Source organism: Agrobacterium vitis, from assembly GCF_013426735.1.
Lineage (GTDB): Bacteria > Pseudomonadota > Alphaproteobacteria > Rhizobiales > Rhizobiaceae > Allorhizobium > Allorhizobium vitis_D.
This window is the reverse complement of record NZ_AP023273.1, coordinates 985318-1003205: the sequence shown is the minus strand read 5'-3', so window position 1 is coordinate 1003205 and position 17888 is coordinate 985318. Positions and strand designations below refer to the sequence as shown.

Below are 17888 nucleotides of genomic sequence, written 5' to 3'. Positions count from 1 at the left end.
CCATGTGTGGTATCGCCGGATCATATGCACCCGATGGAGCTTGTAATCCTCAAGGCCCCGATGAGATCGTGGCCATGCTGGCCCGCATCGGCCATCGTGGCCCTGACGAGGCCGGGTATTATCGGGACGACCGCTGCACCCTTGGCATGGTGCGGTTGAGTATTCTCGATCTTGCCTCGGGCCAGCAACCAATGGCCAGCCCCTCTCAGCGCTATTGGTGCTGCTTTAACGGTGAAATCTACAATTACGTCGAACTGCGGCAGGAATTGCAGTCACTGCATGGCATGCAGTTCCGCACGGATGGTGATACGGAAGTGCTGCTGCGTGCATGGGAAGCGTGGGGGGCCGCATGCCTGCCGCGGCTGAACGGTGCTTTTGCCTTTGCCATCTATGACCGCGAAACGAAGGCTCTGGTTTTGGCACGCGATCGGTTCGGAAAACGACCGCTGTTTTGGGCGAAGACGAACGGACGCTATGTTTTCGCTTCGGAAATCAAGGCTTTCCTGGGGTGCAGTGGTATCAGTTTTGAAACGGATCCCGCGCATTTCGCCGCCATTTTGGCGAGCTGGACCCCATCGCCCGACCAGACCGGCTGGAAAGGTATAGAAACCCTGCCCATTGGTGGCTGGATGGAAATCGCTGCCAATGGAACGGTCAAGTCAGGGCGCTATACCACGCTGGACTTCAAGCCACGGCAAGAGTTCTCATCGATGGCCGATGCCGCAGAAGCGGTTCGCGCTGCCCTGATCCGCGCCGTGACCATCCGTATGCGCAGTGATGTGCCGGTGGGGCTCTATCTGTCAGGCGGACTGGACAGTACGATCATCGCGGCTATTTTGGCTGATTTGCCCAAGGCTGAACCCATATCCTCCTATTCCATCGGGTTTGAGGACGAGGGGCTTGACGAAGGCCCGTTCCAGGACCTTGCCAGCAAACGTTTCGGCACGCGCCATACAACAGTGCGCGCAAGCCACCGCGACATCTGCAATGCTTTTGCGCAGGCGGTCTATCATGCCGAGGTACCGGTGTTCCGCACGGCGTTTGTGCCGATGTTCCTTTTGTCGCAACGGGTGCAGTCCGATGGCATCAAGACTATTCTGAGCGGCGAGGGCTCGGACGAGGTTTTCCTTGGCTATGATCTGTTCCGGGAAACCATGCTGCGGGAAAGCTGGGCCGGGCTGGACACGGAAACCCGCAGGATGCGGGTGTCGCGGCTTAATCCTTATCTCAAGCATTTCGCCAACGCGCCCGGCGCGGGCATGGTGGGGCTGTACGACCAGTTTGCAACCGAGCGGCTGCCGGGGCTGTTTTCACACGAAATCCGCTATCAAAATGGCAATTTGTCCCTGCGTCTCCTCGCTGACCGCGCGCTTGCGGCGCGTGCGCTGAACCCTTTGATGACTGCGGCGGCGCAAGCTCCCGGATTTGTGGACATGACCGCCGTTGAAAAGGCGCAATGGCTGGAATTCAACACTTTGCTTCCGGGATATCTTCTGTCCACGCAGGGGGAAAGAATGGGAATGGCACATGGTGTCGAAAACCGCTGCCCATTTCTCGATCCCAATGTCGTGGCCATGGCCGGCTCGGTGAATCTCAAACATGATGACGGTTGGACGGAAAAAGCTGTGCTGAAACATGCCTTTCCTGAACTGCCGGAGGAGATCCGCACCCGTCACAAACATCCCTACCGTGCCGCAGACAGCAAATCCTTTGTGCTGGAGCGACCAGACTATCTGGAAATGGTGTTGTCCGCCCAAGAGCTCGGTCGATCGGGACTGATCGACACGCGCTTTGCCGAACGTCTGGTCACCAAGATCATGACGCAGCCTAGTGACCGTATCAGCGTCAGCGAAAACCAGGCGTTTGTCTCACTTCTCAGTTTCCAGATGTTGCAGCATCAATATGTCCGGCGCGAAGGCCTGCCTGCCGTTTCGCAAGCGTATCTGCGAGAGCGCCTCACGGTCAGTATCGAAGAAAGGCTGGCCGCATGACCGCTATGCCCGAACCCATCGCGATCATTGGTCTTGCGCTTCGCTTTCCTGGGGCCGAAACATTGGAGGCCTTCTGGGACATCATCGCGTCCGGTGAGGTTAAGATCACGGAACTGCCACAACTGCGTCGCAGCGCGGGTTTTCCACCGGATCGTACATTCTGGGGCGGATTTATCGATGCAGCGGATGAGTTCGATCCTCTGTTCTTCGGCATTTCGGCCCGCGAAGCCAAGAGGATGGACCCACAGCAGCGGTTCATTCTGGAAGTGGCCTGGAACGCGCTGGAAGATGCAGCCATTGCCCCGTCGCGTCTGTCATCGCGACAAGTGGGTGTGTTCATGGGGGCATGCCATTGGGATTATCTGGAAATGCAGGCCCGCGCCATGCCTGAGGTTGAGGCCCACATGGCCACCGGCATTTCTCAGGCGGTGCTGTCGAACCGTGTCTCCTATTTTTTCAATTTCACCGGACCGAGCGTCACCAACGACACGGCGTGCTCCAGTGCATTGGTTGCCATCGAGCAGGCGGTGCAGGCTTTGCGGGCAGGTTCCTGCATGGTGGCACTTGCGGGCGGTGCCAACCTGATCTGGTCGCCGGATCATTTTCTGGCGTTTTCCAAGGCCGGAATGTTGTCCAAATCCGGTACCTCAAGGGCGTTTGATTCCCGGGCGGACGGATATGTCCGTGGCGAAGGTGCCGCTGTGGTCGTGTTGAAACCGCTGGCACAGGCTTTGCTCGATGGTGATCCCATCCATGCGGTCATCCGCGAAGTGGCGTCGAACCATGGCGGCAACAGTGCCGGTCTGACCGTCACCAATCCGACGGAGCAAGCAGCGCTGATCACACGCGTATTGTTACGCGCAGGAGTTTCGCCCGAAACACTGGGTTATGTCGAAGCCCATGGAACCGGCACCCCTATCGGCGACCCGATTGAGATTCGGGGTCTGAAAACCGCGATGGAAACACTTTACGCCCAAGCCGGGCTAACACCCGCCGAAGGCGTGACCCGGATCGGCTCTGTCAAGAACAATATCGGCCATCTGGAAGGCGCCGCCGGTATTGCCGGTGTTGCAAAAGTGGTGGCTGCACTCAAACACGCGCAGATTCCGCCGACTGCTGGCTTCGAGAAGCCAAATCCGCTTTTGCGGCTTGCCGGGTCCCCGTTGCGCATTGCCGACAGGCTTGAGCCATGGCCTGCTTCAGAGGATATGCCGCGTCGTGCGGGGGTGAGTTCCTTCGGGTTTGGCGGAACCAACGCCCATGCCCTGATCGAGGAGTTTCGTGCCGGTGCGGGAATGTCCCAACCGGCCATATCTCAGACCGCCATGCCCCAATCGGGCTGGCCTATCGTGCTATCAGCACGCAGCGAAGCCGCGCTGAAGCGCCGCTGCCGCGATCTGGCCCATTGGCTGGAGCGCAATCCCACCGCCGAGGTTGCGGCTATTGCCAGCAGCCTGACCCACGGGCGCGAGACGATGGCCCACCGAGCGGCGATGTTGACCAAGGGCGAGGAGTTGCGTGATCAGCTTATGGCCATTGCCACGGGAAGCGCTTTGCCTGCGGATGTCTGGACTGGCCATGCCGACGAGGAAAAGGCAACTGAGACCGTGGTTTCGGCAGATATGCCTGATCAGCTTGCGGCTTGGGTTAACGGCGCGTTTGTTGATTGGACGGCGCAGGTGCCCGTTCTCCCACGCTTGCATTTGCCGGGTTACGTCTTTGAGCGTACCAGTCACTGGTTCGAGCCGCTTGTTGCGCCTGCTCCCGCCATCACACCTGCTGTGGAGGATCTGCGGTTTGATCTGACCGAGGATGGTGCCCATCTGCACATTCCTGCATCACATCCTTACCTGTCGCATCATATTATTGGTGGTGTGGCCATCCTGCCCGGTGTTGTAACGCTGTCTTACGTTGCCCGGGCCTTTGCATCCGTGTCGGGAAGCGATTTTGCTGCTCTACGCGATGTGGTTTGGCAAAGACCGGCGCGCGCAACGGAAACCGGCGTCGATCTCACGATCCGTCGCCAGGGCGAAGATGGTTTCATTGTTCACGATGAACTGGGCGATGTCGTGGTCCGAGGCCGCACGAGCCTTCAGGAACCGCAGCCCGTGGCAGACGTGCCGTCCGAATCCGGCACTGATCTCGGTCTGCCCTATGAAAGACTGATTTCCGTTGCGATCGAACACGGCCCCGCATTCCGCGCCGTTCGCACGATGGCGGTTGCGGCAGGGCAGGTGGTCGGCAAGCTGGACCTTCCGGCGGACGCCCTCTTGCCCGAAACTGCTGCGCATCCTGTTTTGCTCGACGCAGCGCTACAGACCATCGTTTCCGCGCTTTTCCCGGGCGAAGCACCGGGCGTGCCCTTTGCCGTCGAACGATTTGAGATCTCCAATATCACCGCCAGCCAGGCTGTTTCGCTGTGCCGTCGGCGCATGGACGGCCGACATGACGTGGACGTGGTGGCCGATGGTCAGACCCTTGCCCGGATTTACGGTCTTGCGACGCGGCCTGTGTCCGCAGCTGTGGCGTCGGAGATTGTGGTGGCAGAGCCGCAAGCGGCGATGGTCAGTCGGGTTTCCGTGCCGGATGCGGCGGTGCAGGGGTTGATCGATGCATCTCCCGCAGACGATTTCGTGCTGGTGGGGACATCGGCAGACACGCCCCGTTTGCTGTCGCTTCCCAGCGCCCAAACCGCAGATGACGACGCGCAGAGCCTGCATGACGGCCTTTGGCTTGTTCTGTCCACCTTGCGTGATTGGATGCGCGCAGGCGATTTGACAGGACTTTGGATCCGGCCGGGGGCATCGGATTTTGGAGCCTGCGCCATTCCCCTGATCCGCACGATGGCGCTTGAAGGCGGAGGAATCGCCGTCGCCCTGAGCGATACCCCGCCCGAGGTGTCCTTTGCGCGGGCGCAGCAGAGCGCGGCGCGGCGTGATGATGTTGAAGGCGCAGTGGTTCTTATCACTGGTGGTGCTGGCGCGATTGGCCGCGCCATGGCGCAGAGCCTGATGCAGCGCAAGGCGAAAACAGTCATTCTTGCCGGGCGGACTTCGCCCCGTGATACCGATTTTCCGTTTGTTGTCTGCGATGTTGCAGACCCTTCCAGCTTGCGGGCCGCCTTGGAGCAGATTATCCGTGACCATGGTCGTCTAGATGGGGTGATTCACAGTGCTGGCCTTATCGAGGATGGCATGGCCCGGACTAAGGAGCGCCAGTCCTTTGATCGCGTTCTTGCCCCGAAGATTGATGGCCTGTTGGCGCTGGATGCTGCAACCGCAGCAATGCCCCTGCGGTTTTTTCTGGTCAATAGCTCTATTGCCGCGGTTCACGGTGCAATCGGCCAGTCTGACTATGCGGCGGCGAATGCCTATCTGAACCGCTTCATGCAGAAACGCGCTGAGCGGGTCGCACAAAAGGAGCGCTCCGGGCATAGCCTGTCGATTGGTTGGACCCTGTGGGCCGGTGGCGGGATGCAGGTCAGTGACCGCGTGATGCGCGGCATGAAACGCCGGATGGGAACAGATCCTCTCCCTTTGAAAGATGCATTGAGCGTCTTTCTGGATGTTCTGGATGGGGCGCTACCCCCACGAATCCAGGCCGGTTACGGAGATGCCGAACGTTTCATCCGGTTTCTGTGTGAGGGTGATGAACCCGTCGCCGTGCCCACACAGGCGCAAGCGCCTGCGTCTGTGCCTGCACGTCCAGATCAGGCCCAGCCGGAGGCGTCCGAACTGCGCACTGCCTTGCTGGACAGGCTGGTGAGAATGCTGGCTGAAACCTTGGGCATGGATGCCACAACCATCCGTCCTGGCATTGCATTCGAGCGCTATGGTTTCGATTCGCTTTTGGCGGTTGAAATGGTTGAAAAACTTGAAAAATGGCTGGGGACCGATCTGTCCGCTACGCTGTTTTTTGAAACGATCAACCTGAATGGCGTTGCCGATTACTTGCTGCGCAAATGCCCGGAGATTTTGCCCGGATTGCTACAGCCCACCGTCATCGCCGCACGTCCAGCACAGGCTTTGGCAACTCCAACGAACCATGCAGAAACCGTCGCCGCATCAGAGCCTGTCATGGCCGCCTCTGTTGCAGCATCACCCGCCAGACCGGACATCGGCGCGCCGTCCGTTCATACCCGTCCGCGTGATCGTGATATCGCCGTAATTGGCCTGGCGGGACGCTATCCGGGTGCTGCCACCCTTGACCGCTTTTGGGAGAACCTTGCGCAAGGCCGCCATTCCTTTGCCCCAGTTCCTCAGGACCGCTGGCCACATCAGGATATTTATTTTCCCGAACGCGAGGTTCTGGGAAAATCCACGATCCAGACCGGTGGATTTCTTGACGATATCGATAAGTTCGATCCGCGCTATTTCAACATTTCGCAGGCGGAAGCAGAACGCATGTCGCCTGAAGTCCGGCTATTGTTGGAATGCGCAGTCGAAACCTTTGAGCAGGCGGGCTATTCGCGCGAGACGTTGCAGGCCGAATATGGCGGGGATGTCGGTGTGCTCGTTGGGACAATGAGCAATCATTATAATCTTTATGGCTTTCAGAATATGTTGATGCACGGGGCGCGCGCTTCGGGCAGTTACACCGGCACCATGCCGAATATGATTTCGTATTTCTACGGGCTGACTGGCCCGTCGATCTTTGTGGATACGATGTGTTCTGCCTCCCTGACGGCGCTGGATCTGGCGGTGCGCCTGCTGCGCGAGGGACAATGCCGGATGGTTTTGGCTGGGGGGGTGAATCTGCTCCTGCATCCCTACAACCTCATTTCTTCGTCCCAGGAACATTTCACGTCGAACCGGGCAGAGATTATCCGCAGCTTCGGGCTCGGGGCGGATGGCACCATCCTGGGCGAAGGTGTCGGGACAGCGCTGCTGAAACCGCTTGCAGCGGCCGAGCGCGACGGTGATCTGATTCAGGCGGTCATTGTCGGGACAGCCATGGCCAATGCCGGACCGCGCAACGGCTTTACCGTGCCAAGCCCTGCCATGCAGGCGCGGGCGGTTCGCGGTGCATTGGCGGATGCGCGACTGTCGCCCGCCGATATCAGCTATATCGAAACCCACGGTTCTGGCACCAAATTGGGTGATCCGATCGAAATCGCGGCATTGCAGGAGGTTTTTGGTTCTTCGACAGAGGTTGCCCTCGGCTCGGTCAAGTCCAATATCGCCCATCTTCTCGCCGCCGCGGGCATTGCGGGCCTTACCAAGCTGGTCCTGCAATTGCGCAATGCCCAGATTGCGCCGTCCTTGCATTCAGACCAGTTGAATCCTGCGATTCCATTCCACAAAACTCCGTTCCGGGTCAACCAGACCCTCAGTCCGTGGACCGGGTCCGATGCTCCACGTCGCGCCGGGATTACCTCAATCGGGGCAGGCGGCATGAACAATCACATGATCGTGGAGGAATATCGCACGGCGGTTGCGCCGCATTTGCCTGCACGTCCCGTGGTCATGCCCTTTTCAGCCCTATCGTTGGAACGGCTGGGACAGATTATCTCCCGTATGATCGACTGGATTGACGCCAATCCGTCTATCGATCCGCAACGGGTGGCCTACACATTGCAAATGGGTCGGACTGCCCTGCGCTGCCGTGCGGCTGTCGTTGCGCAAACGCTGTCAGACCTGCGTGAGCGCCTGGTCCAGATGCGCGAGGGAGACATGACGCAGGTTGCCTATTGCGCTGACGTGATGGCAGAACCGCCGCGTGCACCGTTAACGGGTCGGGATGCAGAAAGCCTTGCGCGCAACTGGGTAAGGGGCGAAGAGGTGGACTGGGCCGCAGAATGGTCAACGCGGCCGCTGCGGATCGAATTGCCTGCCTACCCGTTTGAACGCATCCGTTGCTGGTATGAGGTGGACCCGGATGCTCCCAGCGTGCTGCGGCCCGAAGTATTCCGCCGCCGCCTGCATCCGCTGATCGGGACCAACCAATCCAATCTGAAAGGTGTGCATTTCCAAACCCTGCTGCATGCGGATGATGTGCTGGATTATGTCTCCCGCCGGAACGGTGAGGAATGGATCAGTCCGCTTTTATTGACGGATGCGGCACTTGCGGCGCTTGATCTTGCCGGTCATCCCGCTTGCGGGCTTACAGCAATCGAAATGGCGATTGAAAACCTTGCCGAGGCGGAGACGATCGAACTGTTCGTTGCGGATGGCGGTGCTGTCGAAATCCGGCAGGGGGACCGAACCATCTTCCGTGCGACCGCGACGAATTCTGCAACGCCTATCGCCGGTTCGAAGGCCTTGCTTGTGCCGGAGGCAGATCCCGGGCCTCTTCTCGCCGAGGCAGGCATCAGCCATCGCCCCTATGAACGTGGGATTGAACATTTTACTGTGACGTCCGATGGCCGTTTTGCCGCTACGGTTGTCGCTGCAACCCATCGGCAGGATTATGACCGAAAGCACACCCGGCTTGCGCCGGAGGCAATCACGGCGATCGAGGATTGCGTGCGTCTTGCCGCCCATGCGGCAGGGCTGGCCGATTGGGCCGCTTTGAACCTCGTCTCAGTGGACGAGTTGCTGATCGATGCCGTTCAGTCTGCAACTGTCCGGATTGACGGAATTCTGCTTGCCAAGGATGGTGGGGTTCGCGTTGATTTGACCCTGACCTGCGCGACCGGACATCTTGTGGCGCAACTGACTGGCCTCTACGCCCGCTCCGGCGACCAACCTGAAATTCGAAAGCATCGGTCTGAGACCCGGGAACCAGCTTTCGGAAAAATCGGGTTCGACAACAAGAGGCGAGAGTATCGGACTGTTTCCAGTCCGGTCGATGATACTCAAGCGCCATCGAATGTCGGCGCTGCCCTGAATGGGCAGTCAGGTCAGACGGCCCTACGTGAAATCGTCGCCGGGACAATGAAGTTCGATATTGAAAAGGTGGATATTTTTACCAGGTTCTACGATTTCGGCTTTGATTCCATCTCTTTGACGGCGTTGACGGATGCTGTGAACCAACGTTTCGGCTCAAAGCTGACGCCAGCCGTTTTCTACGATGTGGCCAATATCGCCCAGCTTGCCGCACAATTGGGCGATCCGATTCAACGACAATCGCGATCCGCCGCAGCCAAGCCGGTTACGGCCCATGGGCCTGCACTCACCGAAATGGCAGGACGGTTCACCGAGGTGGCAAGAACCGTGCCGACCCCGGTGGCGGGCACCGAACAGCCGATTGCGATCATCGGCATGTCATGCCGTGTTCCGGGTGCCAACGGAACGGAGGCTTTTGACGATCTTCTATTCTCGTCTCGCTTCGGTCTCAGCTCAATGCCCGAAATCCGCTATGGAAGGGCCGAGCTTGAGAGCATTGCGGCAGCTGGATTGCCTCCAAAAGGTGGTTTCCTGTCGGATATTGCCCGCTTTGATGCCGAGTTTTTCCAGATGTCTCCTGCCGAGGCCGATGTGACTGACCCCCAGCATCGCCTGATGCTGGAAGCCGTTTGGCATGCCTTGGAAGATGCTGCCTTGGTTCCTGCCAGCCTGCCGCAGGAAACAGGCGTGTTTATTGGCGTGTCCGGCAATGACTATCGCGAGATGATGCAGCGTGCGGGCGTCCCGGCCTCCGGATATGTAGCGACGGGCACATCCTTGGCGATGCTGGCCAACAGAATATCGTTCCTGCTGGATCTGACAGGACCAAGTTCGGCGATTGATACCGCCTGCTCTAGTTCGTTGGTGGCTGTCCACCGGGCGGTCCTCGCATTGCGACGCGGCGATTGCGCCTTGGCTCTGGCGGGCGGGGTCAATATCGCGCTTACTCCCGAAGGGTTCATGGGCCCCATGCAGGGCGGCATGCTGAGCCCCGACGGGGAATGCAGAACATTCTCGGCGCGCGCCAATGGGTATGTGCGTGGCGAAGGCGTGGGAGTTGTGGTTCTCAAGCCGCTGGCGCAAGCCATGGCGGATGGCGACCCAATCCATGCGTTGATTTATGGTTCAGCCGAAAACCATGGTGGTCGGGCAGGATCAATCACAGCCCCTCGGATCGGTGCCCAGTCTGCCGTCATTCGTGCGGCGATGACTGGCATCGATCCAGCGCGCGTCGGCTGTGTCGAGGCGCATGGCACCGGCACGGAACTGGGTGATCCGGTCGAACTGGATGCCCTGAACCGTGCCTATGCAGAGCTTGCAGCGGCAACGGGCCGAGTTCTTTCGCCGGGTAGCATCATGCTTTCGGCGGTCAAGCCGGCGATTGGCCATCTTGAGGCCGCTGCGGGCATTGCGGGTCTCATCAAGTTGGTTTTGTGCCGTAAAAGAGGCCGCATTGCCGCAAGCCTTCTGGGGCAGCCTGAAAACCCTTATCTGAACTTTTCTCAGGGTCCTTTCCGCACGCTGTCACAGCCCGAAGACTGGCCGCCCGAGCGACCGCTGGCCGGTGTCAGCAGTTTCGGCTTTGGCGGTGTGAACGCCCATGTCGTGATTGGACCTGCATCGAATGATCCTGTTTCCAGCAAGTCGCAACCAAGGGAACCGTCATCGAGGCTGATTGTCCTCAGCGCGCAGACTGAAACCGCCCTTCGGGCACGGGCACGTGACCTTTCGGCCTGGATCGACCGTCAGCCGATGACGGCAGACCTGCATCACTGCTTCGCCGATACGTTGCAGTCGGGGCGAGTACCGATGCGGATACGCGCGGCCTTTGTGTCTCGGGATCTGTCCGACCTGCGCACAGCCCTTGCCGCGCTTGCGGTCGGACAGGATAGCGGTTGGGTGCGGGGCGCTGTGGCAGGTCGTCCGCTCTTCGATCCGGCTGCACGGGTCGCAGCATCGCTGCCACCGAATGCCGATGCCGCCACAGCCGCGGCATGGTGCGCGGGCGCGGAAATTCTGCCACTTGATGAGACAGGATCCCGCTTGCACCTGCCAATCTATGCGTTTGAAGGTCAAGCGCATTGGTTCCGTGCCTCCGTGACCGAGGCAGCCGTCCGGCGCTTGCCGCAAGCGGACCCTGCCCACAGGTTCACGATGGATCTTCTTGATCGGTTTATTGATGGACAGGTCGATGCAGCCGAAGCCCTGCTTCGCGTATCCGAGGATGTAATATGATAGGGCAAGTTAACCTCTTCCCAGCCCGTTGGGCACCGTCCGGTCGCGGCCCATTTCGGCCCGTTCGTCATCTGGTTACCGGAGAATGCCCGGCAGACTGGCGGGCCGCTCTACGGTTGTCGGTGTCGGCTGACGCGCAGGACGTCGGACAGGATACGCTTGAATTCTTTACCGCTATGGCGCGGATGATATCGGGCCAACCGGCAACCCAGATCGTCACCACCGATCCGCTGCTGGCTTATGGATTGTGCGCTATGGCGCGGTGCCTGAGCATCGAAGCGCCTGACGCTGCTGTTCAAATTCTGCTTCTGGACCCGGTCCCTGCCGAGCGCATGCAAGCCTTGGCCGAAACCGTGCCGGACGAGGTTTTCGTCGATGCCCGGGCAACAACGGCTGCGGGACGTCCTCTGGTGCGCCAGTTCGGCCCGGCGGCAAGCGAACCTTGTGCTGGCGCATCGCCTCTGGCGGCCTGGCAGCCACGGGGCCATATCGTGCTCACTGGCGGCAATGGTTCCATAACCCACCTCTTGTCCCGAGCATTCCTGGAGCAGGGGGCGTCTGTTTCCGGTGTAACCCTGATCGGTCGGTCGCATCCTTCGCCTGAAACGGATCGGCTTTTATCCTTGTTGCGTGATCACGCTATCACTGCGACCTGGCTGACTGACCCACAGGATGCCGATGCACTGGCCTTGGCGCTCACATCATGCCGTGCCGTCGCTGGTCCCATTTCTGCGGTGTTGCATACGGCCGGGTTGCGGGCAGACGGTCTGCTGGCCGGATCGGGCATGCCGTCATCCAGGCCGATCCTGCGCGCCAAGCTAGGTTTGGCCCGTGATCTGGACGCGGCAACCCGTGATGATCCCCTTCAGGTCTTCGCAGGCTTTTCCTCGCTCGCTTCGGTGTGCGGCAATGAAGGTCAAGCGCTTTATGCTTTCGCCAACGGAATGCTGGACGGCTTTCTGACTGAGCGCCAACGGCTTGTGCAGCAGGGCTTGCGGCGCGGGCAAAGTGTGACGTTTAACTGGGGATATTGGGCCGCAGGCGGCATGCAGCTGGAGGCACAAACTCTGGCGTCCTTGAAGCAGCGGGATGGTCTGGAGCCGATCTCCACAGACATGGCCTTGCGGGGACTGGCGCACGGTATCGCCAGCGGCGCGCAACAGATCGCCGTTGCTTGCGGTGATCGCGACCGGATTCTCGAACGCCTGAACCGCGCGGCGAATGGTCGAGCAGCGGTGCCTGCTTCTCCGGGCAGGACAACACAGACAAGCAATAGCGATATGGTGCATGCGGTGGCCTTGCGTTTGCGGGCTGTTCTGGGGGAGGCATGCGGACGCCAGCCCGAAGAGATTGATCTTCTGGAGCCATTCACCGCTTATGGCGTGGATTCCTTGATGATTGTCACTGTCATGCAACGTCTGCGCCCAGTCTTCGGCGACCTACCGCGCGCTGTGATGTTCGAACACGGCACGGTGGAGCGCATGGCGCGCTGGCTGAGCGAAACCCACGCGGCCGCAGCGCAGGGCTGGACGGGGTATCGGGGAGAGCAGATAGCCGCCTGTGATGCAACCAAAGTCAGCTTTGAACCGATCTTGTCGGCAGGTTCGGATGCCGATGATATTGTCATCGTCGGCATGGCAGGCCAGTTTGCCGACGCGCCCGATCTTGAGCATTTCTGGCAGAATCTTCTGGCTGGACATGATGCCATTTCGGAAGTGCCCGCCGACCGCTGGGATATCGACGCGCATTTCGATGCTGACCCAAGCCGTGCCCATGCCGGCTATAGCTATGCACGCTGGGGCGGTTTTCTGGACCGTTTCGCGGATTTCGATCCCACCTTCTTTGGCATGACTCCGCGCGAAGCGATCGAGACCGATCCGCAGGAGCGTCTGTTCCTGACCGCAGCTTGGCATGCCCTCGAAGATGCTTGCCTGCCGCCTGCCGTGCTTTTCGACAGGCTGGGCGGATCGGTCGGGGTTTTTGCAGGCGTCACCAAGGCTGATCATGCCCGTCTTGGCTCAAGACGCCACGCTGATGGCAGTGTTGTGCATCCGCGTGCCTCGTTCAGTTCTGTTGCAAATCGCGTGTCCTTTGCGCTGGATCTGCGTGGGCCATCCGTTCCTGTTGATACGATGTGCTCATCCTCTCTGACTGCACTGCATCAGGCACGCGAAGCCATCTTGCGCGGCGAATGCGCTATGGCTCTGGCGGGCGGCGTAAACCTTTACCAGCATCCAAGCAGCTATGCCGAATTGTGCCAGTCGGGAATGCTGGCCCGCGACGGCAGGTGCCGTAGTTTCGGCGCAGGTGGGACGGGTTTCGTGCCGGGCGAGGGGGTTGCCTGCCTGGTGCTGACCACACGGCGGACGGCCGTTGACCTTGGCTTGAGGATCGAGGCGGTGCTGCGCGCAACGGCAGTCAACCACGGCGGCGCAGCGAACGGTTACACCGTGCCAAATCCTGCCGCCCAAAGGGCGCTTGCGGAAACTGTTCTGCGTGTGGCGATGTGTAGGTCCCAAGACATCGGGTATGTCGAGGCCCATGGCACAGGCACGGCATTGGGTGACCCGATCGAAGTGGAAAGTCTGACCGCTGCCTTTGCAGGTTCAGGCGAAGGGCAATGCTATCTCGGTTCGGTCAAGTCGAATATCGGACATCTCGAAGCGGCTGCCGGATGCAGCGGAGTGATCAAATCGATCCTGCAAATGCGTCATGGTCTTATTGTCCCGACCCTGCACAGCGCGACAACCAATTCCGACATCGATTTTTCCCGCACGCCGTTCCGTCTGCCGCAAGGGGTCAGCGCGTGGACGGGGCCGCGACGGGCCATCATCAACTCGTTTGGTGCTGGCGGTGCAAATGCCTGCGCCCTGATCGAAGCGGTACCGTCCCAGACCCCGATAACGTCCGGCAAGGGTGCCGATCTGCCGAACATTCTCGTTCTTTCCGCCAAAACACGACCGGCCCTGTTGCAGCAGGTTGCCAACCTGCTGGACTGGCTGCAAGGCCAACACAGTGCGGCGGGCGATCTGGATGCCGCGCGCCAGCTGGTGGCACTGCGTCTGGGCGTGGATGCGAGCGATATACTCCCCGATGCCTGCCTGGCAGAGCTTGGCCTGACAGCCGATGACCTGCGTTGGTTGGCACTGGAAACCAACGCAGGTCATCTGACGCTGGATAGCCGCCTTTGCGATCTCGCCGATCCGGCTTACAGCAATTGGTCGGTGGACTTGCAGGCCTTGTGCTACAGCCTCCAGAAGGGGCGTGTGGCAATGCCTGTCCGTTTGGCCATTCCGGTCGCTTCGGTTGGCGAAGCGGAACAGGCCCTGCGTGCGATTCTGGCCAATCCTGATGCTGCCGAAATCTCCGAAATTGCCCGTACAGACCGCGCAGACCTCGAACGGCTCGCGGCCAATCCCGCTTTCAAGCAGATTGCGCAGACGCAGCTCGCGCAGCGTCATTTGACCCGCATTGCGGGGTTGTGGCGGCGGGGCGTCGTGCTTGACTGGGAGGGGCTTTATGTCAGCAGACCACAGCTGCTCTCCTTGCCCGGCTATCCGTTCGAAACCCGCCGGCTGTGGATGGGGGATTTACCCGAAACCCAGACCGCTGCGCCGCCACCTGTTGTAACGGATGGGCAGGCGATATCGTCTGAACTGGCTATACCATCAATGATGGATCTCGCCATGATCATCGACGAGTTGCGACTTGTCCTGTCGCAGACGATGGATATCAGCATCGAAGAGATAGACGATACCCAGTCCTTCGCTGATTACGGGCTGGATTCCATTCTTGGCATACGGTTCGTCGATGCCGTCAATCGCGCTTTGGCGACAGCGATCAAGACGACCGCCATCTTTGACTATCCAACATTGCAAAGACTGGCTGCGCATGTGCTGGACAAGGCCCCAGTGTCCAAGATCCCGGTGTCCAAGACCCCGGCGCTCAAAGCCCCGGTGCGTGCTGCTGAACCGCTGTCCGTGTCAGGATCTGTGCCAGCGATATCGGTCTTGGCTGCTCGCGAGCCGGTCGCTGCGAGCGCGGGTCGGTATGACGGGCCGATTGCCATTATTGGCCAAAGCGGACGCTATCCGGATGCAGCCGATCTGCGGAGCTACTGGGCGAACCTTATATCGGGGCACAAGGCGGTTCGGCCCGTATCGCGGTGGCCTCTGCCCCCATCCGTGCGCTGCCGCCAAGGGGGTTTTCTGGATGCGATCGATCAGTTTGACGCCACCTTTTTCAACATTTCCGGCGCAGAGGCCCGCTATATGGACCCCCAGCAACGCCTGCTGCTTGAGGAAAGCTGGCAAGCGCTGGAGCAGGCAGGATATGTCGGCGATGCCATTGCGGGCGAGCGATGCGGGATCTATGTCGGTTGTTATACTGGCGACTATCAGGATCTCTTCACCGCGACCCCGTCGGCACAGTCGCTTTGGGGGAATATGGGATCGGTCATCCCGGCCCGGATTGCCTATCATCTCGATCTACGCGGGCCTGCCATGGCCTTTGATACCGCGTGTTCGAGTTCTCTTGTTGCTGTCGATGCCGCCTGCAAGGCCTTGTTACAGGGTGAGGTGGATATGGCGGTCGCAGGCGGGATATTCCTGCAGGTTACGCCGCGGCTTTATCTGGCCGCCGACCGTGCGGGCATGTTGTCGCCCACCGGCGAAAGCTACAGTTTCGATGCCCGTGCGGACGGCTTTGTTCCGGGTGAAGGTGTGGGCGTGGTCGTGTTGAAACGTCTGGCCGATGCGGTCTGCGTAGGCGATGTTATCCTCGCCACCATCGAGGGGTCCGCCGTCAACAGCAACGGCAAGACCAATGGTTTGATTGCGCCCAGCAGCCGCGCGCAAGCTGATCTGCTGAGAACCTGCTACCGGAATGCTGGCGTGAACCCGGCAGAAATCGGGATGATCGAGGCTCATGGTACGGGAACCTCCCTGGGCGACCCGATCGAATTCGACGCCTTGAAAGAGGTTTTTGAAAATGTGCGCGCAACGCCTGTCGCCCTGACATCCGTGAAGCCAGCCATCGGTCACGCGCAGTTTGCCGCAGGCATTGCCAGCTTGCAAAAGGCCGTGCTGTCGCTGCAATCCGGTGTCATTCCCGCCAATCTCTTACACGAGCGCGAAAATCCGTTGCTTGGTCTGGCACAAAGCGGCTTTACCGTTCCGGTTGTCAACACGGCTTGGATGCCGGGGCAAGCGCGACTGGCAGGTGTAAGTTCCTTCGGTGCCAGCGGCACCAATGCCCATATCATCCTTCGCGAGGCCCCGCCGTGCCGGGACGGGCTTTACCATGCGGACTCCTATCCTGTCGTGGTTTCGGCGCGTTCTGCAGCAACGCTGGCCGCGCTGGTCCGCAATCTGGCCGACTGGTGCGAGGGTAATCCCGACGCCGCGCTGGGTGATGTCGCCTATACGCTGATGGCTGGCCGGATGCATTTCGAACAGCGCTGCGGTTTCGAGGCGCGCTCCCTTGCAGACCTTCTGGCCCAGATGCGTGCGTGGCTGGCCGGTGAGGCACTGCCGCCTGCAAGGCAGCATGCGGCGACGCTTGCTGATTTCGTCGCAGGCAAAGCACCGCAATGGCAGGTCTTGTTTCCGCAGGACCGCCCTTGCCGGATTGCCCTGCCGGGTGCGGTTTTTGAACGGCAAAGCTATTGGGTCGGGGAGGCACCGCCGCAGGACATGGCCGCTTTCACGCTGCGCCGTTTGGATAAGGGCACATTTGCGGTGGACCTGACAGCCGAGAGCCCGCTGCTGCGTGATCACCACGTTTCCGGCCTCCCCGTTCTGCCGGGTTTCGCCCTGCCCGAGATGATCCGTCAGGCGATGTCGGCTATCGACGGCAAGGATGTGATCGCCTTGACCATCCGCGATCTTTGCTGGCTGCGGGCCATCGACGTGTCGGTGATTGACGGTTTGCGGCTGGATATTGAACCGGATCGATTGGGCCACGGGAGCCGCGTCAAGTTTTCATCCGGCGAGATTGTCCTGGCGCAGGCACAGGTTTTGCGGCACGCAGATGCAAAACAACCCCTCACCATCGCGCAGGATGGCGTGGTCGTTGCCAGCGACCGCATCCGCGACCGGCTGGTGTCCGGTGGAATTGTCCATGGCCCGTCGATGCAGGCGCTGGTTTCGGTAAAGCAGGCCGGATATGGAGCCACGGCGCAACTGGCCGCTCCGTCTGGGCCGGTATTGCCGCTCTCCCCCGTGCTGCTCGACAGTGCCGTTCAGGCCGCCACCGTTTTTGGCGATGGTGCGGCCACGACCATGCCGTTTGCGGTTGAAGACATCACCTTGGTCGTTCCTGCTGCCGACCAGATGACCGCGTATCTTGTCGCGCCGCGCGCCATGGGGATGGGCACACTGGGTGGGCTGGATATAGACCTGGTTCTGCCCGATGGCCGGGTGGCGATCCACCTGCGTGGCATAACCGCACGTCCGATTCCGACGCCGGAGGCGTTGCCCGTTGCGCCTGTTGCCGCTCAATCAGGCGACACCACCCATGCCTTGCTGCCAGTCTGGACGCAAACCCGATGTGATGCTGCGGCAGAGACATTGCTGCCCGAGGTTGTGTTCCATCCAGACGATTGCCCCGTTCCGGCGGAACTTTGGCCAACCGTTCCGCGTGTTCCGCTGTCGTCCATGCAAGAGTGGGTACGGTGTGACCGTATCGGGCTTTGGGTGTCTGGTCAGCCAGTGCCGTTGATCACCGCTGAAAAGGCATTGCTGGCGCAGGTTTTGCAACTTGTGCAGGCTGTTCTGGCCGCTGGCGGCGAAGCGCGCGCGATTTCCTGGACGGTGCTAACCCAGCACGCCTTGCA

At 60.4% G+C, this 17888-nt stretch carries 3 protein-coding genes (1 of these 3 running past the window's edge); all 3 read left to right on the top strand.

Going from position 1 to position 17888, the window contains the following annotated elements; genetic code table 11:
• Window positions 1–2: 2 nt before the first annotated feature.
• Tightly spaced (each overlapping or abutting the next), the 3 genes in view from asnB to H1Y61_RS21555 form a layout consistent with a single transcriptional unit that may run on beyond the window.
• Window positions 3–1991 carry an asparagine synthase (glutamine-hydrolyzing) gene (asnB, locus tag H1Y61_RS21565; protein WP_180574778.1) on the top strand — a complete coding sequence of 663 codons (1989 nt, stop codon included), beginning with the start codon at window positions 3–5 and terminating at the stop codon, window positions 1989–1991.
• On the top strand, window positions 1988–11053 hold the full coding sequence (locus H1Y61_RS21560; RefSeq protein ID WP_180574777.1) for an SDR family NAD(P)-dependent oxidoreductase: 9066 nt from the start codon (window positions 1988–1990) through the stop codon (window positions 11051–11053). The genes asnB and H1Y61_RS21560 overlap by 4 nt, the downstream gene beginning before the upstream one ends.
• Window positions 11050–17888, top strand: the 5' end (the start) of a protein-coding gene (locus tag H1Y61_RS21555; protein WP_180574776.1) for an SDR family NAD(P)-dependent oxidoreductase. The gene runs 14128 nt beyond the window's last position; 6839 of the gene's 20967 nt are visible here — the first part of the coding sequence; it begins with the start codon at window positions 11050–11052; its stop codon lies off the right edge, out of view. The genes H1Y61_RS21560 and H1Y61_RS21555 overlap by 4 nt, the downstream gene beginning before the upstream one ends.